Below are 21965 nucleotides of genomic sequence, written 5' to 3' on the forward strand. Positions count from 1 at the left end.
CCGCCCGTCTGACCAGACGTCAGGCCACGGAGCAAGGTTCCCGCCTTTACGTTGTAGATCACCACCTGCCGTCGCCCCGTGCAAGCGATCTGCCGCCTCTCACATCCGGGCAGGACGAAAGGCGTACGGGACGGCATGGGACATGTGCGGCGGGGACGGGCGCGGGCGTGGTGGAACGAAGCGTGGAGTGGCGCGGATGGCCGGTCCGGCAGGCCGGTCCGCCGGGGATGCGGTTCAGGCCCAGGCGGGGCGGATGCGGAATGCGCCGTCCATGCCGGTGATCTCCATGATGCGCAGCACGCCCGGCGGGACCGCGGCGAGGGTCAGCGACACGTCGGCGGCCTCGGCCGCCGCCTGGGCGTCGGCCAGCACGCGCAGGGCGTCCGAGCCGAAGAAGCCGACCTCCCGCAGGTCGACGATCACCTGGGACGCGCGTTCCTCGATGAGGCCCGTCAGCGCCTGCCGCAGATGCCCGTTGGTGTGCAGATCGATGTCGCCCGCGACGTACACCACCGCCCGGTCCTGGTGCCGCAGCACCGCGACCGAGAAGTCGAGTTCCTTGCGAAACGTCATGCTCGTCATGCCACCCACCGTTCGCATCGCTGTTCGGCTGCGCCATCGATCCTGGGCCAGCCACCCGTTCGACACACCACCCCCCAGGTAGTGATTGCCCCTCGCGCCCTTGACCCAGGGGCCGCCATCCTCACGCTTCCGTAAGCCGGGCACCAAATAGTTAAAACCTCAAATACCGGACACGGCCTCGGCGGCCGGCTCACCGCACCGAGCGAACATTCACGCCCGATGCCCACCGACCACCGCCCGGCCTGCCCGCGCCCTCCGCGTCACGCCTGCAGGGCACCACGAGCACTCCAAGCCCAGCGGAACCGGCTCTCCCACCCTGAACGACGGCCGATCGATCAACACCCGGCCCACCGCTCTCACATGTCGTGCCGCCCCGGCGTACTGCCCCGTCCCGGCCTCGCTCAATCCGTCCGGCGTCCGGCCGGCGTTCCCTCCCGGCACATGACCACCCGGGGTCCCAGCGCGTGCAGTCCGGCCTCGATCTCCGCCGCCCAGTGCTCGCGCAACCGCGGCCCCCACTCCGGCTCGGGCATCACCTCGAACCCGAACCGCGCATACCAGGGAGCGTTCCACGGCACGTCACGGAACGTGATCAGCGTCAGCGTCCCCCGGGTCTCCTCGATCACCCGGGCGAGCAGCAGCCCTCCGATGCCCTGACCGGTACGGTCGGCACGCACCGCGATCTGCTCCAGATGGGGATGCCCGTCCATCTCGACGACCGCCGCGAACCCCACCGGCGGCTCCCCGGCCACCCACACCCGGGCCCGCTCCCCCACTTCCTCGATCACCGCGGGACCGGCCGGAAAGACGATCCCCACCGACGCGAACACCCCGTCCGCGCTCCGCTCGATCTCCGGCAGCACCGCATGATCCGCCGCCCGCGCCATCCGCACCGAAAGCCCCACCCCAGGAACGTACCGCCGCCCCCTCGACCGCCCCAACGCCCTAATCCCGGAGCCGGAGGGCAGGGACCGACGCCGTTGACCGTGCCGCCGAGGGCGGTTCACCGGGGATCCGCGGCCCGCGCGCACCGGTGGGTGAGGAACCCGGTCCGGCCGGGCCTCACCGGACGCCGGCCTCCTTCATGTCGCGGAGTTCGCGCTTGAGCTCCTTGATCTCGTCGCGGAGCCGGGCGGCCAGCTCGAACTGCAGGTCGGTGGCGGCCTGGTGCATCTGGGCGGTCATCTGCTCGATGAGGGACTCCAGCTCCTCGCGGGGGCGTTCGCCGACCAGGTCGGCGGCGTGCCGGCCGGCCTCGCGGGCGCGGGAGGCCAGACCGGGGACGGGGGCCTTGCCGCGGCTCTGCTGGCGGCCGGCGCCGCCCAGCAGGGTCTCGGTGTCGGCGTCCTCGCGGACCAGCGAGTCCAGGATGTCGGCGATCCGCTTGCGCAGCGCCTTCGGCTCGATGCCGTGCTCGGCGTTGTAGGCCTGCTGCTTGGCACGGCGCCGGTTGGTCTCGTCGATGGCGCGGGCCATCGACGGGGTGATCTGGTCGGCGTACATGTGGACCTGGCCGGAGACGTTGCGGGCGGCCCGGCCGATGGTCTGGATCAGGGAGGTCTCCGAGCGCAGGAAGCCCTCCTTGTCGGCGTCCAGGATCGCCACCAGCGACACCTCGGGCAGGTCCAGGCCCTCCCGCAGCAGGTTGATGCCGACCAGCACGTCGAACTCGCCGCTGCGCAGCTCCCGCAGCAGCTCGATGCGGCGCAGCGTGTCGACCTCGCTGTGCAGGTAGCGGACCCGGATGCCCAGCTCCAGCAGGTAGTCGGTGAGGTCCTCGGCCATCTTCTTGGTGAGCGTGGTGACCAGCACCCGCTCGTCCCGCTCGGCGCGCAGCCGGATCTCGTGGATCAGGTCGTCGATCTGCCCCTTGGTGGGCTTGACCACGATCTCCGGGTCGACCAGCCCGGTCGGCCGGATCACCTGCTCGACCACGTCGCCGCCGACCCGGCCCAGCTCGTACGGCCCGGGGGTGGCCGACAGGTAGACGGTCTGGCCGATCCGCTCGCAGAACTCCTCCCACTTCAGCGGCCGGTTGTCCATCGCCGACGGCAGCCGGAAACCGTGCTCGACCAGCATCCGCTTGCGGGAGGCGTCGCCCTCGTACATCGCGCCGATCTGCGGGACGGTCTGGTGGGACTCGTCGATGACCAGCAGGAAGTCCTCGGGGAAGTAGTCCAGCAGGGTGTTGGGCGCGCTGCCGGGCTCACGGCCGTCGATGTGCCGGGAGTAGTTCTCGATGCCGGCGCAGGTGCCGACCTGCCGCATCATCTCGATGTCGTAGGTGGTGCGCATCCGCAGCCGCTGCGCCTCCAGCAGCTTGCCCTGGGCCTCCAGCTCGGCCAGCCGCTCGGCCAGCTCCGCCTCGATCCCGGCGATCGCGCGTTCCATCCGCTCGGGGCCGGCCACGTAGTGGGAGGCGGGGAAGACGTACAGCTCCTCGTCCTCGGTGATCACCTCGCCGGTCAGCGGGTGCAGGGTGGCCAGCTTCTCGATCTCGTCGCCGAACATCTCGATCCGGACGGCGAGCTCCTCGTACTGCGGGATGATCTCGACGGTGTCGCCGCGCACCCGGAACGTCCCGCGGGTGAACGCCAGGTCGTTGCGGGTGTACTGCATGTCGACCAGCTTGCGCAGCAGCTCGTCGCGGTCGATCTCCATGCCGACCCTCAGCCGCGCCATCCGGTCCACGTACTCCTGCGGGGTGCCCAGGCCGTAGATGCACGACACCGAGGCGACCACCACCGTGTCCCGGCGGGTCAGCAGCGAGTTGGTCGCCGAGTGCCGCAGCCGCTCGACCTCCTCGTTGATGGAGGAGTCCTTCTCGATGTAGGTGTCGCTCTGCGGGATGTACGCCTCGGGCTGGTAGTAGTCGTAGTACGAGACGAAGTACTCCACCGCGTTGTTCGGCAGCATCTCCCGCAGCTCGTTGGCGAACTGCGCGGCGAGCGTCTTGTTGGGCTGCATCACCAGGGTGGGCCGCTGCACCCGCTCGATCAGCCAGGCGATGGTGGCGGTCTTGCCGGTGCCGGTGGCGCCCAGCAGCACCGTGTCCTTGTCGCCCCGGCTGATCCGCCGTTCCAGCTCGGCGATCGCCTGCGGCTGGTCGCCCGAGGGCGTCATGTCCGTGACGACCTGGAACGGCGCGACCCTGCGCTGTAGATCCGTGACCGGCCGCACGTCGTCCTCCCCTGCTCGGATGAGCCTCATCCCGGCGTTCCCCACTGTACGCAGCCGGTACGACAATCCCGGCCGCCGCGATGTTCCCCGGCGTTCCCGGCCCCCGCCCCGAGCGGTCAGGACGCGGCGGGCAGCGGGATGCGGGCGCGCAGCGCGAACCCGCCCTCCGGCCGCGGACCGGCGTCCAGGGTGCCGCCCAGCGCGGTCACCCGTTCCCCCAGCCCGACCAGGCCGTTGCCGCCGCTGGGCAGCAGCCGCTCGGGCTCGCCCGGCGGCGGCCCGTTGAGCACCGACAGCTCGATCGCGTCGGGCGTCTGCCGGACCAGCACCTCGGTGTCGGCCTCACCGGCGTGCTTGTGCACGTTGGTCAGGCCCTCCTGGATCACCCGGTACGCGGCGCGCGCCACCGCCGGCGGGAGCTGGCCGTCGTTGATCTCGATGGTCAGCGCGACCTTGAGGCCGGCCGCCCGGGACTGCTCGACCAGCTCGGCGAAGTCGTCCGGGCCCGGCACCGCCTGCGGGCCGCTGTCGGACCCCAGCCGCAGCACCCCGATCACCTGCCGCAGCTCGTCCAGCGCCTGCCGGCCCATGTCCCCGATCACCTTGGCGGTCTCGGCGGCGCGCTGCGGGTCGCGGGCGGCGACGGCGCGCAGCGCGGCCGCCTGCACCACCATGACGCTGACCCGGTTGGCGACCACGTCGTGCATCTCGCGGGCGATGCGGGTGCGCTCCTCGACGCGGGCGCGCTCGGCCAGCAGGGTCCGCTCGCGTTCCAGCCGCCGGGTGCGTTCCTGCAGCGAGGCGATGAGCTGCTTGCGGGTGCCCATGTACAGGCCGAGCAGCACCGGCGGCAACCCGAACACCGCCGCGACGGTCAGCCGCAGCATCACCGGCTCCGAACGGTCCAGCCCCGGCTCGGGCTGCAGCGTGAACGCCGCGATCCCGATCGCCGCCAGGCAGAACACGGCCCGCCGGGACGACGCGTAGGCGCCCAGCGAGTAGGAGGCGATGATGCCGGCCAGGAACCCCGCGCCGGTGGTCGTCCCCACCACGATCACGGCCGCGACCAGCGCCACCGGATGCCTGCGGCGCACCACCAGGCACAGCCCGAGCAGCACCGCCGCCAGGACCGTCGCCCAGCGGGGAAGCCAGAAGTCCTGCGTGGCGAACCACACGGCGAACGCGTCCACCACGGCGGCCCCCGCCGCCAGCGAGACGTCCAGCGCCCGCGATCGCTTCGTCGGCCACATCGCCGCCCCCGTCAACACATGGCGAGCCTATGGGAACCGTCACTCGATATATCGCATTTTTCGCGGCGGCCCGCGCCCCGTTCAGCCCGCGGCGGAACGGGCCTGCAGCCCGGCCCACAGCGCGTCCACCGCCGCGTCCAGTTCCGCCAGCGTCCCGGAGTTGTCGATCACGTGGTCGGCGATCTTCAGCCGCTCCTCGCGGGTCGCCTGCGCGGCGATCCGGGCGCGGGCGTCCTCCTCGGTCATGCCGCGGCGGCCGGTGAGCCGTTCCAGCTGCGTCTCCACCGGCACGTCCACCACGACCACCACGTCGTACAGCCCGGACAGGTTGTTCTCCGTCAGCAGCGGGACGTCGTAGACCACGACGGCGTCCTGCGGCGCCGCCTCCATCAGCTCGTTCATCCGCTCCCCGACCAGGGGGTGCACGATGGCGTTGAGCGCGGCGCGGCGCCCGGCGTCGGCGAACACGATCGACCCGAGCCGTTCCCGGTCCAGCGAGCCGTCGGGCCGCAGCACCTGCTCGCCGAACTCGGCGACCACCGCCGCCAGCCCCGGGGTGCCCGGCTCGACCACCTCACGGGCGATCTTGTCGGCGTCGATGATGACGGCGCCGCGGGCGGCCAGCCGCGCCGACACCTCGCTCTTGCCGGCGCCGATCCCGCCGGTCAGTCCCACTCGCAGCACGGCCGTCAGCCTAACGGGTGGGTTCGCCCCCCTTCGCCCCGCCTAGTGTCGTGAGTCGTTAATTCGTTGGCAGTAGGCGCCGAGGGTGTCGAGGATCTCGTCGGCGGTCTTGGTCCACACGAACGGCTTGGGGTCGGTGTTCCACTCGTTGATCCACCGGCGGACGTCGGCTTCGAGTTCGGTGACGCTGCGGTGGGCGGAGCGGCGGAGTTTGCGGTTGGTCAGTTCGGCGAACCAGCGTTCCACCAGGTTCAGCCATGAACTGCCGGTGGGGGTGAAGTGCAGGTGGAACCGCGGGTGGCGCAAGAGCCATTCCTTCACCTTGGGGGTCTTGTGGGTGGCGTAGTTGTCCAGCACCAGGTGCAGGTCCAGCTCCTTGGGGACCGCGGCGTCGATCAGCTTCAAAAAGCGCAGGAACTCCTGATGGCGGTGCCTGCGGTAATGCTGGGCGATGACCGAACCGCCGGCGATGTCCAGGGCGGCGAACAGGCTGGTGGTGCCGTGCCGGACGTAGTCGTGCGTCATCCTGGCCGGCGTGGTGGGCATGATCGGCAGGATGGGGGCGGTGCGGTCGATCGCCTGGATCTGGCTCTTCTCGTCGACGGCCAGGACCAGGGCGTTCTCGGGCGGATTCAGGTACAGGCCCACGACGTCGCGGACCTTGTCGATGAACTGCGGATCGGCCGACAGCTTCCAGGTCTCGATCGCATGCGGCTTGAGCCCGAAAGCCCGCCAGATCCGGGAAATGGCCGACTGCGACATCCCGGTCGCCGACGCCATCGACCGGGTCGACCAGTGGGTGTCGCGCCCGGGCGTCTCCTCCAGCGTCTTGGTGATGACCTGCTCGACCCGCTCATCGGTGATCGAGCGCGGCCGGCCCGGACGCGGCTCGTCCGACAGGCCCTCCAGCCGGTCGGCCACAAACCGTGAACGCCACTTCGACACCGTGTTCCGCGAGACCCCGACCTGCCGTGCGACCTCACCGATCGTGCCGCCCTCCGCACAGGCCAGCACGATCCGCGACCGCAACGCCAACGCCTGCGAGGTCTTCCGGCGACGCGCCCACCCGGTCAGCACCGACCGTTCCTCATCGGACAACACCACGGGAGCAAGCTTCGGGCTCGGCATCGCCCTAGCCTAACGGGTGACAACGAATTATTGACTCACGACACTAGGGGGCCGCGGGGACGAGCGGTTTGCGCATGTGCACCAGGGTCAGATGGGCGGCCAGCCGTTCCCGGTGCGTCTCGGTGTAGCCGAGCCGCCGGTACAGCCGCAGGTTGCCGTCGCTGAGGTGGCCGGTGAACAGCACGCAGGAGTCCGCCCGGGCGGCGGCCCGTTCCTCCAGCGCCCGCATCAGCCCCGTCCCGACGCCCCGGCCCTGCAGGTCGGGCGCGACGACCAGCCGGCCCACCAGGCAGGTCCGCTCGCTGAACGCGCCGCGGACCGCGCCGACCAGCCGGGACCCCAGCGTCGCCTTGAGCACCAGCGTCTCGCCCCCGGCCAGCACCTTGCGGAGCTGCTCGAACGTCTCGATCAGCGGCGGGATGAACGGGTCCCCGTACAGCTGCGCCTCGGCCAGGTAGGCGGCCCGCTGCACGGTCAGGATCTCCCCGGCGTCGTCCTCGCCGGCGGATACGATCTCCACCTGCCGCATGCTCACCGCCGCACCCTACCGGCCCGGCGCTCAGTCATCGAGGCGGACGGTCACCGCCACCGGGTAGTGGTCGGACACCGGGACCGGGTGCACGCCGTAGTCGGAGAACACCAGGTCGTCGGTGCCCAGGATCCAGTCGACCTTCTTGCCCTCGGGAGTGGTGGCCCGGTAGTCGCCCAGGGCGGAGGCGCGCAGCGGCCTGCCGTCCAGGAACATGTCCATCTCGGGGCTGTCGGGCTCGCTGTTGAGGTCCCCGCCGAAGATGGTGCGGGGCGCGCCGCCCCACGCCGACAGCAGCACCGCGATCTCCCGCTGCCGGGCCTGCGAACGGTCCGCTCCCCCGTCCAGGTGGGTGGACCACACGTACACCGGCTTCCCGCCGACGTCCAGGCGCGCCCACACGTACCCGCGGATCTGGGACCAGTCGCCCTTCGGCATCCGGTCGCCGCCCGACTGCAGCACGGTCCGGGAGGTGAGGATGGCGTTGCCGAACTGGCCGTCGGCGGCCGGTCCCCAGATCAGGTGCATGCCGAGCTCGCGGGACAGCCACACCCCGATGTCGGTGGTGCCCGACAGCACCGCGCCGCGCCCCACCTCCTGCAGCAGCACCACGTCGGCGCGCTGGGCGCGGATGGCGTCGGCGACGGCCTGCAGGTCCAGTCCCCCGCCGCCGTCGATGGCGTGGTGGATGTTGAACGTCATCACCCGCAGGGCGCGCGGGTCGTCGGCCGGCGCGTTCGCCTCCGGCCTGGTGAGCGCGAACGCCAGCGTCCCGGCCAGCAGCACCAGCGCCGCCGCGCCCCCGGCCAGCGCCCGCAGCGGCGCCCGCGCCGGCAGCGGCCCGCCCCGGGCGGCGGCGATGGCGGCCAGCCCGCCCAGCAGGATCCCGGCCACGCCGGGCAGCACGTTGTTGGGGAACGGCAGCGCCCCGACGGCGCTGAGCTGGTACGGCAGCAGCACCACCGCGATCAGGAACCCGCCGAGCGCGGCGCCCACGTCGATCCGCCACACCGGGCCGCCGTCCCCGGCGCGCCGCAGCGGGGCCCGGCAGGCCACCGCCAGCAGCCAGGCCGCCAGCACCTGCCCGAGGACCACCACGCCGACCACGACGGCGCCGGAGACCGCGTACGCCCCGGCCACCGCGCCGGCGGCGACCCCCAGCACGGTGCCGCCGAGCACGCACACCCCGCCGGGCACCGCCCGCACCGCCAGCCCGGACGCCAGGAACGCCAGCGCCAGCCCCTGCCCGGCGACCACCGCCACGTGCGCCACGACCAGCGACTGCCAGCCGGAGGAGGCCACGAACGCGGGGCTGGACAGCACCAGGATCTGCAGCGCCAGGAACGGCCCGAGCGCCGCCGCGCCCATCCCGTCCCGCCAGGAGATCCCCGGCGCGCTGACCGGCCCCGACGACAGCTCCCTGGCCAGGGCCGCGGCGCCGACGCCGACGAACAGCAGGCACACCGCCCACTCGGCGACGCCGGTCCGCCACACCGGGTCCCAGGTGCCGAACGCCATCCGCACCGCCGTGTCCACCCCGAGCCCGGCGACGGTCGCGGTGGCGAACCCCACACCCGACAGGCCGCGCGCCGCCTCGTACAGCGCCACCACCGCGATCATCCCGATCGCGGTGCCGAGCAGCGCCAGCCACATCTGCGGGGTGAGCGCCTGCGCCAGCAGCCGCACCAGCAGCAGCCCGCCCGCCCCGGCCACCAGCAGCCCGTTCGGCCCGGCCGCCGCCCGGATCGCCGGGGCGGCGAACCCGGCCAGGAACACCGCCAGCACCACCAGGGCGGCGACGGCGTTGCCCGCCGAACCGGCCAGATGGTCGAAGTACGGTGCCGCCATGCGCAGGATCTGCGCCAGCACACCGATGGTGACGGCGATGAGCGCCAGCCGCGCCGGGCCCTGCGGAACGATCGACGGGGCGTCCTCGGCCCTGGTCGCCGGGTGAGTGGTGGTCACGTGACGTCGCTCTCTGACAGCGGGGGTTGGGGCGATCTCATACCACGGTGCGGCCGCAGGAAACGACCACGGCCGGACGTCGACCCCGTCAAGGGCCGTCATCCGGCCGTGGCCATTATGGCATCGCCCATCGATCAGGACCGACCGACACCCCGCCCCGCGAACACGGGCCCCATGACCCAGATCACCGAGATCCCGGGACCTCCCCGGCCCCGGTACCGAGACCCGGAGATCCTTCGGCCTCACCACCGAGCCTCGTCGCCCTGACCGGAGGCCAGGCTCGAGGTCCGGAGATCAACGCCAGGGGGCGTGGGGGGCGGAGCTCCCCCACATCGGGGGTTCCGGGGGGTCGTCCCCCCGGGCCGACACGTAAGGGCGGTCAGTGGCGAAGTCGGCCGAAGGCCGACGAGCACACTGACCGCCCTCAATCGCCCTTACTGTCCGCCCGACAGCTTCTCGCGCAGCGCGGCCAGGGCCTCGTCGGACGCCAGGGCGCCGCCGGACTCGGCCTCGCCGCCGCCGGAGTAGCCGGTCTCGCCGCCCACGGCGCCGCCGGCCGCCTCGGCCTCGGCCCGGCGGGCCTCCTCGATCTGGCGGCGGTGCGCCTCGAAGCGCTGACGGGCCTCGGCGTACTGCCGCTCCCAGGCCTCGCGCTGCTCCTCGTAGCCCGGCAGCCACTCGCCGGTCTCGGAGTCGAAGCCCTCGGGGTACTTGTAGTTGCCGTGCTCGTCGTACTCGGCCGGCATGCCGTACAGGGTGGGGTCGAAGTCCTCGTCGCCCATCCCGGCGGCGCTCTCGTTGGCCTGCTTGAGCGACAGGCTGATCCGGCGCCGGTCCAGGTCGATGTCGATGATCTTCACGAAGATCTCGTCGCCGACCTGCACGACCTGCTCGGGGATCTCCACGTGGCGCTCGGCCAGCTCGGAGATGTGCACCAGGCCCTCGATGCCCTCCTCGACCCGCACGAACGCGCCGAACGGCACCAGCTTGGTGACCCGGCCCGGCACGACCTGGCCGATCTGGTGGGTGCGGGCGAACTGCTGCCAGGGGTCCTCCTGGGTCGCCTTCAGCGACAGCGAGACCCGCTCGCGCTCCATGTCGACGTCGAGGACCTCGACGGTGACCTCCTGGCCCACCTCGACGACCTCGGACGGGTGGTCGATGTGCTTCCAGGACAGCTCGGAGACGTGCACCAGGCCGTCCACGCCGCCCAGGTCGACGAACGCGCCGAAGTTGACGATGGAGGAGACCACGCCCTTGCGGACCTGGCCCTTCTGCAGGGTGTTGAGGAAGGTCTGGCGGACCTCGCTCTGCGTCTGCTCCAGCCAGGCCCGACGGGACAGCACCACGTTGTTGCGGTTCTTGTCCAGCTCGATGATCTTGGCCTCGAGCTCACGGCCGACGTACGGCTGCAGGTCACGGACGCGGCGCATCTCCACCAGCGAGGCGGGCAGGAAGCCGCGCAGGCCGATGTCGAGGATGAGACCGCCCTTGACGACCTCGATGACCGTCCCGGTGACGATCCCGTCCTCGTCCTTGATCTTCTCGATCGTGCCCCAGGCGCGCTCGTACTGGGCGCGCTTCTTGGACAGGATCAGCCGGCCCTCCTTGTCCTCCTTCTGCAGGACAAGGGCTTCGACGTGGTCGCCGACCTTGACGACCTCGTTGGGGTCGACGTCGTGCTTGATCGAAAGCTCGCGGGACGGGATGACGCCCTCGGTCTTGTAGCCGATGTCGAGCAAGACCTCGTCTCGGTCGACCTTGACGACAGTGCCCTCGACAATGTCGCCGTCGTTGAAGTACTTGATCGTCTCATCGATCGCGGCGAGGAACTCCTCTGCCGAGCCAATGTCGTTGACCGCTACCTGAGGAGTGGTGGTCGAGGTGTCGGTGCTGCTCGTCATGTGTGGGCTGGCTCCGGATACGGACATAGATCGTTGACTATGCAGCGCAGAGGGCCCTTTTCGTCCCTGCCAAAACCGGAGACGGCGGAAGTCCCGCCTGTAGACCGATGTCGACCTGACCGAGCGCGAGCCTGCTCCGTCCGAAGCACGCGCAGGCCCACAGCGCAGCGATCAGCATATGGGACTTGACCACGTGGGTCAATCTGCGGGACGGACGCGGGCCCGCTCCCGCCGGCCCACCGCACAGTTGTACCGCCGAGTCTAGTAGGCCCGCCCGTACCTGCGGTAGTCGGCGTCCAGGTCCTCCGCAGCGCCCGCGGGGAAGGCCACCGTGCCCGGATCGCCGTCGGAGACGTAACGTTCCGCGGGGTTGTCGCGCAGCCAGTCGAGCCACGCCGCCGAGCAGTAGCGCCGGCAGTCGTTTTCCGGGATTTTACCCGCAGACTGGATCCGCGTGATCGCGTCTTCATCGAAATCGGCGTGGAACGGCGAGGCCGAGGGCCGCCAGCCCGCCAGGAAGATCCCCCGGAACGAGTACTCGCCGTCCTTGGCCCGCGCCCACGAACTCCGCCGCGGCTCGGATCCGAACGGGTAGGCCAGCGTGGTGGAGTGCCGGCCGCTCATCGCCACGATCTGCGCCTCGGCCCGCCCGATCTCCCGCTGCACCCCCTCCTTGTCCAGGGTGGACAGGTCCGTGTGCGACCAGGTGTGGTTGCCCACCTCGAACCCGTGGGCCACCAGCCACCGCAGCCCCTCCGCGGCCCGGTCCCCCATCTGGAACGGATCGGAGTTCACGTAGAACGTGGCGACCGGCCGGAATCCCGGATGCCGCCGCGCCACCTCCAGCAGCACGCCCACCGCCGTGTCCGGCTTCGGCGTTCCCCGCTCGTCCAGCGCGAAATGCCCGGGCGTCCCGTCGTCGAACGTCAGCACCACCGGATGCCGCCCGGCCGGGACGTCGATCCACCCCCGCGCGAAGTCCGCGGCGGTGATCGGCACGTACCCCTCCCGCGCCAGCCGGGTCAGCTCCTCGCGCAACTCCTCGGGCGTGCGGTCCAGCGACGACCCGGGGTCGGCCACGATCCGGTGGTACATGATCACCGGGATCTGCCCCAGCTCGTTGGCCCGCACCTGCCGCGCCACCGCCGACGCCGTCCCGATCGTCGGGGCCGGGGTCGGCGTCGCCGACGGCCGCGGCGACCCGCCCTGCGCGACCGGCGCCCCCGGCGTCTCCCGTCCGGCGGGCCGGTCCGCGGCGCCCTGCACCGACGGCGCCGCCGCGGGCGCGGCCGTGGTCCCCTCCCCGCGCCGGGCGTCCGGCGCGACCAACCCGACGATCACCGCCAGCGCGATCAGCACGCCGGCGAGCTTGTGCAGGGGCGGCACGACCCTCCCGTCGATCGTGAGCAAAGCCTGCCCCAGCGTACGGTCGGCCCCATGCCCGCGTGTAGCACATGGAGGAACACAACTTCCTAACACCCGGGCCGGCCCACGCCCATCAACCGCCCCACATGCCGGTGCCGCCCCCGGCTCAGAGGGCGGCACCGGAGCGCGAGTCTAGTGGGCGGCCTCCTGCCAGGTGCGGCCGGTGCCCATGGAGACCTCCAGGGGGGCGCGCAGGTCGTAGGCGCGGGTCATCTGGTCGCGGACGAGGGCCTGGAGCTCCTCCAGCTCGCCGGGGGCGACCTCGAAGACCAGTTCGTCGTGGACCTGCAGCAGCATCCGGGAGGTGAGGCCGCGTTCACGCAGGGCCCGGTCGACGTTCAGGGAGGCGACCTTGACGATGTCGGCGGCCGAGCCCTGGATGGGGGCGTTCAGGGCCATGCGCTCGGCCATCTCGCGGCGCTGCCGGTTGTCGGAGGTCAGGTCGGGCAGGTAGCGGCGGCGGCCCAGGATGGTCTCGGTGTAGCCGTCGCGGCGGGCCCGCTCGACCACGCCCTGCAGGTAGTCGCGGACCCCGCCGAACTGCTCGAAGTAGTCGTCCATCAGCACCCGCGCCTCGTCGGGGGTGATGGACAGCTGGGCGGCCAGGCCGAACGGGGACAGGCCGTAGGCCAGGCCGTAGTTCATCGCCTTGATCCGGGCCCGCAGCTCCGGGTCCACCTGGTCGGGCGGGACCCCGAACACCTTGGCGGCGGTGATGGTGTGGAAGTCGGCGCCGGAGGTGAACGCCTCGACCAGCGCCTCGTCGCCGGACAGGTGCGCCATGATCCGCAGCTCGATCTGGCTGTAGTCGGCGGTCATCAGGCACGCGAAGCCCTCGCCGACCACGAAGCCCTCGCGGATCTGCCGGCCCTCGGCGGTGCGGATCGGGATGTTCTGCAGGTTCGGGTCGGTGGACGACAGCCGCCCGGTCGCCGCCACCATCTGGTTGAACGTGGTGTGGATCCGCCCGTCCTCGGCCGCCATCGGGATGAGCGAGTCCACGATGCTCTTGAGCTTGGCGACCTCGCGCCAGCGCAGGATGTGCTCCAGCACCGGGTGCCCGTTCTTGGCCAGCAGCCCCGTCAGCGCCTCGGAGTCGGTGGTGTAGCCGGTCTTGGTGCGCTTGGTCTTGGGCAGGCCCAGCTCGTCGAACAGCACCTGCTGCACCTGCTTGGGCGACCCCAGGTTGAACTCGTGGCCGACGGCGGCGTGGGCGCGCTGCTCGCACTCCTTGACCTGCCCGCCCAGCGACGCCGACAACGCCGCGAAGTGGTCGGTGTCGACGGCGATCCCGGCGCGCTCCATCTCGGCCAGCACCCCGACCAGCGGCAGCTCCACCTCGTGCAGCAGCCGCACCGCGCCCCGCCGTTCCAGGTCGCGGTCCAGCTCGCCGGCCAGCTCCAGCACCGCCCGCGCCCGCACCGCCAGCTCCCGCGCGGCGTCGGCCTCCGCCGACCCGTCGATCGTCAGCTGCCCGTCGCCGGCGGCCTCGTCCCGCAGCTCCTTGTGCAGGTACCGCAGCACCAGGTCGGCCAGGTCGAAGGTGCGCTGCCCCGGCAGCGCCAGGTAGGCGGCCAGCGCCGTGTCGCTGGTCACCCCCTCCAGCGACAGGCCGCGCGCCGCCAGCGCCAGCATCGGGCCCTTGGCCTCGTGCACCGCCTTGGGCCGCTTGGGGTCGGCCAGCCAGGCGGCCAGCGCCTGCTCGTCGTCGGTGGCCAGCTCGGCCGGCTCCACGAACACCGCCGGGCCCCGCGCGGTGGCCAGCGCGATCGCCGTCACCTCACCGGTGCCGCGCCCCCACCGGCCGGTCACCGCCATGCCGACCCGCTCCCCCGGGGTGCTGGCGTGCTCGGCCAGCCAGGCCCCCAGCGTCCCCGGCTCGGGACGGGTCAGCTCGACCTCGAAGCCCTCCTCGGCCTCCGGCTCCACCGCCGACAGCGTCGCGTACAGCCGCTCCCGCAGCACGCGGAACTGCAGCGAGTCGAACAGGGTGTGGATCTCGTCGCGGTCCCACTGCCCCAGCCGCAGGTCCCGCGGCCCGACCTCCAGTGGGACCTCGCAGTCCAGCCGGTTGATCTGGTGGTTGCGCAGCACCTGCGCCAGATGCTCGCGCAGGCTGGCGCCGGCCTTGCCCTTGAGCTGGTCGACGTTGGCCACCAGCCCGTTCAGGTCGCCGTACTGGGTGAGCCACTTGGCGGCGGTCTTGGGCCCCACCCCGGGCACGCCGGGCAGGTTGTCGCTGCTCTCCCCCACCAGCGCGGCCAGCTCCCGGTACCGCTCCGGCGGCACCCCGTACTTCTTGGCCACCGCCGCGGGGTCGTAGCGGGTCAGCTCCGACACGCCCCGCACCGGGTACAGCACCGTCACGTGCTCGTTGACCAGCTGGAACGCGTCCCGGTCACCGGTGACCACCAGGGTGGTCATGCCCTGGGCGGACGCCTGGGACGACAGGGTGGCGATGATGTCGTCGGCCTCGTACCCCGCCACCGACAGCCGCGGGATCCGCAGCGCGTCCAGCACCTCGAAGATCAGGCTGACCTGGCTGCGGAACTCGTCGGGAGCCTTGCTGCGGCCCGCCTTGTACTCCACGTACTGCTCGTGCCGGAACGTGGGCTCGGACCGGTCGAAGGCCACCGCGATGTGCGTGGGCTGCTCGTCGCGCAGCACGTTGATGAGCATCGAGGTGAAGCCGTAGACCGCGTTGGTGGGCTGGCCGTCGGTGGTCGAGAAGTTCTCCAGCGGCAGCGCGAAGAACGCCCGGTAGGCCAGCGAATGCCCGTCCAGCAGCAGCAGCCGTTCGGTGTTGTCGGGGGTCGGTGCCATCATCTCCACGCCATGAGCCTAGCCTTCCGTTACGACACTTTGAGGGAGGCTTACGTGACCCACCAGGGCGGACCGACCCCGCAGCGGCAGCGCGCCGAACTGATCGAGACGTTCGGCGGCGGCCCCGAGGGCGACCTGGCCTCCACCATGGGCATCGAGCTGCTGGAGGCGTCCCCCGAACGCGTCGTCGGCCGCATGCCCGTCAAGGGCAACACCCAGCCGTTCGGGCTGCTGCACGGCGGCGCGTCCTGCGTCCTGGCCGAGTCCCTCGGCTCCACCGGCGCGGTCCTGCACGCCGGGCCCGGCCGCATCGCCGTCGGCGTGGAGATCAACGCCACCCACCACCGGTCCGCCACCGAGGGGTACGTCACCGGCGTCGCCACCCGCGTCCACGGCGGCCGCACCCTGGCCACCTACGACATCGTCATCACCGACGACCAGGGCCGCCGGGTCTGCACCGCCCGCCTGACCTGCATGCTCCGCGACAAGCCCACCGGCTGACCCGAAACGAACGCCACGTCCCCCACCTGCACAAACCAGACATCCTTTGCAACCGGGGCCCATGCGTCGCTAGCGTTGTCACAGAGGGTCCGGGGCCGCTGAGTAGACAACGTACGTCCGGGGAAGGGGTGTACGGCCCCAAAGGCGGCCCCGTACCCGCCCCATCACAGCCGCCGATCTTGCCCGGGCCCCGCGCCCGCCTTACAGTCACGTCATGCGACGGGCGCTGATCGCGGGACTGTCACTCCTGACGGCGGCCACGGCGGCCTGCTCGGGCGGGGACGACCCGCCGCGCTACGACACCCCGGCCCGCACCGCCCGGCCCTCCGAGACACCCCTCCCCTACCGGGAGACCAGGCTCGGCGAACTCGCCTACACCGTCATGGCCGTCCGCACCGGCATCAAGGAAGTGATCGGCAGCCACGGGAGCATCCCCGCCGAAGGGCAGTACGTCCGCGTCAGGCTGCTCATCGACAACCGCGGGCGGGACCGCCACCAGTTCGTCCCGTCCCGGCAGACCCTGGTGACCGCGGACGGACGCGCCCACCGGCCCGACCACGACGCCATGTCGGTCAGCCGGGCCGTCACCGGCGCCCAGACCCTCGCCCGCGAGGAACGCCGCGAACTGGACCTGTGGTTCGAGATCCCCGCCGCCGCGACCGTACGGGCCCTGCGGATCACCGGCGACACCACCTCGTCCGCCCTCGGCGACCAGGTCAGCGGCGCACCGGCCGACACCGCCCGCACCGTCGACATCCCCCTGTGAGGCCCCTGTGACGGCCCCGGAACGGCCCAGGGCCGGGCGACCCGCGGTCACCCGGCCCTGACACCGAAACGCGGACGAGACCGCCGGGATCAGGCCCCCGGCGCGCCCGCACCCGTGCCCAGGTACGCCGCACGGACCTCCGGGTCGTCCAGCAGTTCCCGCGCCGGAGCCGACTTGACCACCCGGCCCGTCTCCAGCACGTACGCCCGGTGCGCCAGCTGCAGCGCCTGCTGCGCGTTCTGCTCCACCACCAGCACGGTCGTGCCGCGCCGGTTGATCTCCTCGATGATCGTGAAGATCTGCTGGATCAGCATCGGCGCCAGCCCCATCGACGGCTCGTCCAGCAGCAGCACCCTCGGCCGCGCCATCAGCGCCCGGCCGATCGCCAGCATCTGCTGCTCACCGCCGGACATGGTGCCGCCGGGCTGGTTCCTGCGCTCGGCGAGCCGGGGGAACAGCTCGAAGACCTCCTGCAGGTCCTTGTCGACGCTCCCCTTGCGCGCGTACGCGCCCATGTACAGGTTCTCCAGCACCGACATGCCCGGGAAGATCCCCCGGCCCTCCGGCGCCTGCCCGATCCCGGCCATCAGCCGCTTGTGCCCCGGCATCCGGCTGATGTCGCGGCCCTCGAACCAGATCGAACCCGACGTCAGCGGACGCAACCCCGAGATCGTCTTCAGCGTGGTCGTCTTGCCGGCGCCGTTGGCGCCGATCAGCGTGACGATCTCGCCCTCGCCGACCTCGACCGTGACGCCCTTGAGCGCCGCGATGTTGCCGTAGTGGACATGAATGTCCCTGATCTCAAGAAGCATCGGCGGGAGCCCCCAAGTACGCCTCGATGACCCGCGGGTCGTTCTGCACCTCGGACGGCAGGCCCTCGGCGATCTTCTGGCCGAAGTCCAGCACCGCCACCCGGTCGCTGATGCCCATCACCAGGCTCATGTCGTGCTCGATCAGCAGCACCGTCCGGCCCGAGTCGCGGATCTTGCGGATCAGCTCCTGCAGCGACTCCTTCTCCGCCGGGTTCATCCCGGCGGCCGGCTCGTCCAGCAGCAGCAGCTTCGGGTCGGTGGCCAGCGCCCGCGCGATCTCCAGCCTGCGCTGGTCGCCGTACGGCAGGTTCTTGGCCATGTCCCCGATGCGGTGCCCGATCCCCACGAACTCCAGCAGCGCGCGGGCCTTCTCCCGGCCCTCCCGCTCCTCGCGGCGATGCCACGGCAGGCCCAGCGACGCCCCCGCCAGCCCGGTCCGGTGATGCGCGTCCGCGCCCACCATCACGTTCTCCAGCGACGTCATGTTGTGGAACAGCCGCACGTTCTGGAACGTGCGCGCCACGCCGAGCTTGGTGACCTTGTACCGCTTCTTGCCGTCGATCCGCTGGCCGGCCAGCAGCACCTGCCCCTGCGTCGGCCGGTACACGCCGGTGACCACGTTGAACACCGTGGTCTTGCCGGCGCCGTTCGGACCGATCAGCGCGAAGATCTCACCCTCGTCGATCCCCAGCCGCAGGCCGTTGATCGCCACGACGCCGCCGAACCGCATGGTGACGTCGCGCAGCTCCAGCAGCGGGGCCTTGCCCGACGGCACCGTCACCGGCATCGCCTCGGTCGGCTTCTTGTCGCTCACTTCGCCCCCTCGGTCGCCGCCTTCGTGCCCGGCCCGGCCACCTCGGCGCCCAGCGCGCCCATGCCGCCGGTCCCCTCGGCCAGCTCCGCCTGCCTGCGCCGCGACGGCAGGATCCCCTCCGGCCGCAGCGCCATCATCACCATCAGCGCCAGACCGAAGATCAGGATCCGGTACTCGGCCAGCCCGCGGAAGTACTCCGGCAGCCACGCCACCAGGAAGGCGCCCACCATCACGCCCGGCAGGTTGCCCGAACCGCCCAGCACCACCGCCGCCAGGATCGTCGCCGACAGGATGAACGGGAAGTTCGCCGGAATGATCGACGTCGCCTGGCTGGCGTACACCACGCCCGCCGCGCCGCCGATCGCCGCGCCGATCGCGAACGCCGCCAGCTTGAACTTGAACGTCGGCACGCCCATCAGCTCGGCCGCGTCCTCGTCCTCCCGGATCGCCGCCCACGAGCGGCCCACCCGGCTGTTCTCCAGCCGCTTGCAGAAGATGATCGCCGCGATGATCGTCGCCAGCATCAGGTAGTAGTACGGCCGCCCGTCCAGCGCCCCGTAGGTGAACGGCTTCATGCCCGCCAGCCCCAGGAGCTCCCACGGCTGCCCCTCCGGGATCTCCCAGTCCGACAGGTTCGGCGGGTGCGGGATCCCCGAGATGCCGTTCGGGCCGTTGACGTACTCCCAGTTCTGCGCGGCGATCCGGATGATCTCACCGAATCCCAGCGTCACGATCGCCAGATAGTCGCCGCGCAGCCGCAGCGTCGGCGCCCCCAGCACGATCCCGGACAACGCCGAGATCACCACGCCCACGACCAGGATCTCCCAGAAGCTCCAGCCGTGGTACTTGCCGAAGATCGCCATCGCGTAGGCGCCGACCGCGAAGAACGCCACGTACCCCAGGTCCAGCAGACCCGCCTGCCCGACCACCACGTTCAACCCGATCGCCAGCAGGATGTACCCGCCGATCGGGAAGAACAGCAGCGTCTGCCACTCGGTGTGCGGCGACATCACATCGCCGATCACGTCCGACGGCAGCACGAGCGCGAACAGGATCAACAGGCCGTACACCACCCAGCGCACCAGGCGGCCCTGCCGCACCCACCAGTCGTGGAAGGCGTCGGACAGCACCGCCAGCGGCCCCAGCGCCACGTTCAGCCCGAAGATCAGCGGACGGACCGCGGCCGGCCACCGCCCGGCGACCCGCCGGGCCCGCGGCACGATGTCGGCGAACCGCGCGCCCAGCCCGCGGCCGCCGTCGTCGGCGGCGGGCGGCGCCTGCTTGGTCAGCACCGCACTGCTCTTGGTGTTTGCGTTGTCAGTCATGCGCGCGCCTGCTGGAGAGATTCACCGAGGATTCCGGTGGGACGGAACATGAGGACGAGGACCAGGACGGAGAAGGCCACCACATGCTGCCACTCCGTCCCGAAGATCGCGGAGCCGTACATCTCGATCAACCCGAGCACCAGTCCGCCGAGCAGCGCCCCGCGCAGGTTGCCGATACCGCCCAGCACCGCCGCCGTGAACGCCTTGATGCCCAGCAGGAAGCCCACGAAGTAATGGGTGTCCTCGAACCGCAGCAGGTACAGCGCCGCGGCCACACCCGCCATCGCGCCGCCGATCAGGAACGTCGTCGCCACCACCCGGTCGATGTTGACGCCCATCAGCACCGCCGTCTCCGGGTCCTGGGCGGTCGCCCGGATACCGCGGCCCAGCCGGGTCCGGTTCACGAACTGGTCCAGAGCGATCATCATCAGGATCGCCCCCAGAAGCACCAGCAGCTTGTCGTTGGGGATGACGAAATCCCCCAACGACACCAGATTCGTCCGCTCCACGAAATGATGCTGGATCGGCAGCGCGCCCTTCTCGTCCGGCAGGTCGAACCACCACGGGATCAACACCCGCGCGAACAACTGCTGCAGGAACAGGGACGCGCCGATCGCCGAGATCAGCGCCGCCAGCCGGGACGCCCCCCGCCGCCGCAACGGCCGGTACGCCACGAACTCCAGCGCCACCGCACTGGCCCCCGAGGCGAGCCCGGCCACCAGCGCCAGCAGCAGGACCACCCCGATCAGCGCCACCCCGCCCACCGAACTGGACAGGCCGATCGTGTTCAAGGTGATCAGCCCCGCGAAGGTGCCGATCATGAAGATTTCCGAATGCGCGAAGTTGATGAGCCGCAGGACGCCGTAGACCATCGTGTAGCCCAGGGCGACGAGGGCGTAGATCGCGCCCAGCGACAGGCCGTCGATCGTGGACGGCCAGAACTGGTCAATGAAGTTGCCGAACATTTATGTCGCCTTCGTCAAGGAGCGGGAGCGCTGGTGGCGCTCCCGCTCCTGCGCGTGCAAAGGGTCACCCGGAAACCGACCGGATCCGCGTCAGACGTCCGCCTCGGCGGCCTTCCCGATCAGCGGCAGGGTGGCGCCCTTCACCTCGTAGACGTAGACGTCCGAGGCGGCGGGCTCACCCGTCGGCAGGAACTTCACCTGCTTGGACACGCCCGGCACGTCCACCTTCGACAGGAACGCGTTGATGTCCTCGGCGGTGGTGTTGCCCGCCTTGACGGCCTCGATGAACGCCGTCGCCGCGTCATAGCCCTCGGCCGAGTAGATCGCCGGAGGCGCGTTGAACTTCGCCCGGTACTTGTCGGCGAAGGTCTTGCTCGCCGGGCTGGTCTTGCCCTCCGGGTCGATCAGGCACGGGCAGGCGATGATCGAACCGTTCGCGTTCTGCTCACCCGCGCCCTCGGCCAGACCCTTGTCCAGCGAACCGTCGCCCGACAGGAAGCGCGCGGTGACACCGCCCTCACGCAGCTGCTTCAGCAGCTTGCCGCCCTCGGCGTAGTACCCGCCGTAGAAGATCGCGTCCGGCGCGAACGCCTTCACCTTGTTGACCGTCGCGGCGAAGTCCGAGCCCTCCGGGTCGATCGCGTCGACCTGGGTGGTGGCGCCCTTGGACTTGACGGTCGCCTCGACCTTCTCGCCCAGCGGCTTGCCGTACTCGGAGTTGTCGTGGATCACGAAGACCTTCTTGGCCTCCAGCGCCCGGGTGATGAACTCACCGACGCCGGCGCCCTGCACCTCGTCGTTACCGACGATCCGGTGCCAGTACTTCCAGCCGTTCTTGCCCAGCGCGGTGTTGGTCGCCGACGGCGAGACGCTGGGGATCTTGCCCTCCTCCAGCACCGGCGCCACCTGCTGCGACTCACCCGAGAACGCCGGGCCGATCAGCCCCACGATGTCGTCCTTGGTGATCGCGTTCTTGGCCAGCGGCACGGCCTGCTCGCCCTTGCCCTGGCTGTCGTAGGTCTTGAGGGTGATCTTCACCTTCGGGTTCGTGGCGTTGTACTCGTCGATCGCCAGCTGGGCGCCGTTCTTGGGCGGGATGACGATGCCCGAGTTCTCCCCCGTCAGGTCGCCCATGAAGCCGATCACGACGCCGTCGCCGGAACCGGAGTCGTCCCCTCCGCCGCCGCACGCGCTCAGAGTCATCGCGAGCGCCGCACCGACGGCGATCGCTCCGACGCGAATCCCGTTGAGTCGCAAGGTCGCCAACCTTTCAGTCCGGATCCCAGGGGATCGGGTCAAGTCGCGCCCCGAA

At 71.1% G+C, this 21965-nt stretch carries 18 protein-coding genes; 2 read left to right on the forward strand and 16 right to left on the reverse strand.

Annotated elements, in window-relative coordinates; translation table 11 throughout:
- Positions 1-234: 234 nt before the first annotated feature.
- The 11 genes from HNR21_RS26420 to polA all read right to left on the reverse strand — a co-directional run bounded on the left by HNR21_RS26420 (position 235) and on the right by polA (position 15473).
- A complete protein-coding gene (locus HNR21_RS26420; protein ID WP_157995985.1) occupies positions 235-573 on the reverse strand; it encodes an STAS domain-containing protein in 339 nt (112 codons plus the stop codon).
- Positions 574-983: 410 nt separating this feature from the next.
- Entirely contained in the window at positions 984-1487 is a 504-nt protein-coding gene (locus HNR21_RS26425; RefSeq protein ID WP_312881292.1) for a GNAT family N-acetyltransferase, read from the reverse strand.
- Positions 1488-1644: 157 nt separating this feature from the next.
- The gene (uvrB, locus tag HNR21_RS26430; RefSeq protein ID WP_182707339.1) at positions 1645-3762 is read right to left on the reverse strand and encodes an excinuclease ABC subunit UvrB; all 2118 of its coding nucleotides are present in this window, start codon (positions 3760-3762) and stop codon (positions 1645-1647) included.
- 116 nt (positions 3763-3878) lie between these two features.
- On the reverse strand, positions 3879-5012 hold the full coding sequence (locus tag HNR21_RS26435) for a sensor histidine kinase (protein ID WP_182707340.1): 1134 nt from the start codon (positions 5010-5012) through the stop codon (positions 3879-3881).
- An 81-nt stretch (positions 5013-5093) separates the two neighbouring features.
- Positions 5094-5696, reverse strand: coding sequence for a dephospho-CoA kinase (gene coaE, locus HNR21_RS26440; RefSeq protein ID WP_312881294.1), 603 nt, complete (start codon positions 5694-5696; stop codon positions 5094-5096).
- 42 nt (positions 5697-5738) lie between these two features.
- Positions 5739-6824, reverse strand: coding sequence for an IS630 family transposase (locus HNR21_RS26445; protein WP_182705927.1), 1086 nt, complete (start codon positions 6822-6824; stop codon positions 5739-5741).
- A gap of 43 nt (positions 6825-6867) precedes the next feature.
- On the reverse strand, positions 6868-7353 hold the full coding sequence (locus HNR21_RS26450; RefSeq protein ID WP_182708849.1) for a GNAT family N-acetyltransferase: 486 nt from the start codon (positions 7351-7353) through the stop codon (positions 6868-6870).
- 30 nt (positions 7354-7383) lie between these two features.
- The gene (locus tag HNR21_RS26455; RefSeq protein WP_182707341.1) at positions 7384-9318 is read right to left on the reverse strand and encodes an endonuclease/exonuclease/phosphatase family protein; all 1935 of its coding nucleotides are present in this window, start codon (positions 9316-9318) and stop codon (positions 7384-7386) included.
- A 434-nt stretch (positions 9319-9752) separates the two neighbouring features.
- On the reverse strand, positions 9753-11222 hold the full coding sequence (gene rpsA / locus HNR21_RS26460) for a 30S ribosomal protein S1 (RefSeq protein WP_119729887.1): 1470 nt from the start codon (positions 11220-11222) through the stop codon (positions 9753-9755).
- A 261-nt stretch (positions 11223-11483) separates the two neighbouring features.
- Positions 11484-12632, reverse strand: coding sequence for a polysaccharide deacetylase family protein (locus HNR21_RS26465; RefSeq protein ID WP_220500311.1), 1149 nt, complete (start codon positions 12630-12632; stop codon positions 11484-11486).
- Between the two features lie 147 nt (positions 12633-12779).
- The gene (gene polA / locus HNR21_RS26470; RefSeq protein ID WP_182708850.1) at positions 12780-15473 is read right to left on the reverse strand and encodes a DNA polymerase I; all 2694 of its coding nucleotides are present in this window, start codon (positions 15471-15473) and stop codon (positions 12780-12782) included.
- 96 nt (positions 15474-15569) lie between these two features.
- Between polA and HNR21_RS26475 the strand changes: the two genes are divergently transcribed.
- Positions 15570-15971 carry a PaaI family thioesterase gene (locus tag HNR21_RS26475; RefSeq protein WP_182708851.1) on the forward strand — a complete coding sequence of 134 codons (402 nt, stop codon included), beginning with the start codon at positions 15570-15572 and terminating at the stop codon, positions 15969-15971.
- A gap of 214 nt (positions 15972-16185) precedes the next feature.
- Positions 16186-16737, forward strand: a complete 552-nt coding sequence (locus tag HNR21_RS26480; protein WP_182707342.1) for a DUF4352 domain-containing protein — start codon at positions 16186-16188, stop codon at positions 16735-16737.
- 89 nt (positions 16738-16826) lie between these two features.
- Here the strand turns inward: HNR21_RS26480 and HNR21_RS26485 are convergent, their stop codons facing one another.
- The 5 genes from HNR21_RS26485 to HNR21_RS26505 all read right to left on the reverse strand — a co-directional run bounded on the left by HNR21_RS26485 (position 16827) and on the right by HNR21_RS26505 (position 21856).
- Positions 16827-17549 (reverse strand): ABC transporter ATP-binding protein, encoded by a 723-nt coding sequence (locus HNR21_RS26485; protein ID WP_182707343.1) that lies wholly within the window; start codon positions 17547-17549, stop codon positions 16827-16829.
- Positions 17539-18336: an ABC transporter ATP-binding protein gene (locus HNR21_RS26490; protein ID WP_182708852.1), complete on the reverse strand. Its 798-nt coding sequence runs from the start codon at positions 18334-18336 to the stop codon at positions 17539-17541. The genes HNR21_RS26485 and HNR21_RS26490 overlap by 11 nt, the downstream gene beginning before the upstream one ends.
- 23 nt (positions 18337-18359) lie before the next feature.
- Positions 18360-19688 carry a branched-chain amino acid ABC transporter permease gene (locus HNR21_RS26495; RefSeq protein ID WP_182707344.1) on the reverse strand — a complete coding sequence of 443 codons (1329 nt, stop codon included), beginning with the start codon at positions 19686-19688 and terminating at the stop codon, positions 18360-18362.
- Positions 19685-20653 (reverse strand): branched-chain amino acid ABC transporter permease, encoded by a 969-nt coding sequence (locus HNR21_RS26500; protein ID WP_182707345.1) that lies wholly within the window; start codon positions 20651-20653, stop codon positions 19685-19687. Before HNR21_RS26500 ends, HNR21_RS26495 begins: the two co-directional genes overlap by 4 nt.
- Before the next feature lie 90 nt (positions 20654-20743).
- Complete coding sequence (locus tag HNR21_RS26505) at positions 20744-21856, reverse strand: branched-chain amino acid ABC transporter substrate-binding protein (protein WP_182707346.1); 1113 nt, start codon at positions 21854-21856, stop codon at positions 20744-20746.
- Positions 21857-21965 lie beyond the last annotated feature (109 nt).

This window comes from Thermomonospora cellulosilytica (assembly GCF_014138835.1).
Lineage (GTDB): Bacteria > Actinomycetota > Actinomycetes > Streptosporangiales > Streptosporangiaceae > Thermomonospora > Thermomonospora amylolytica.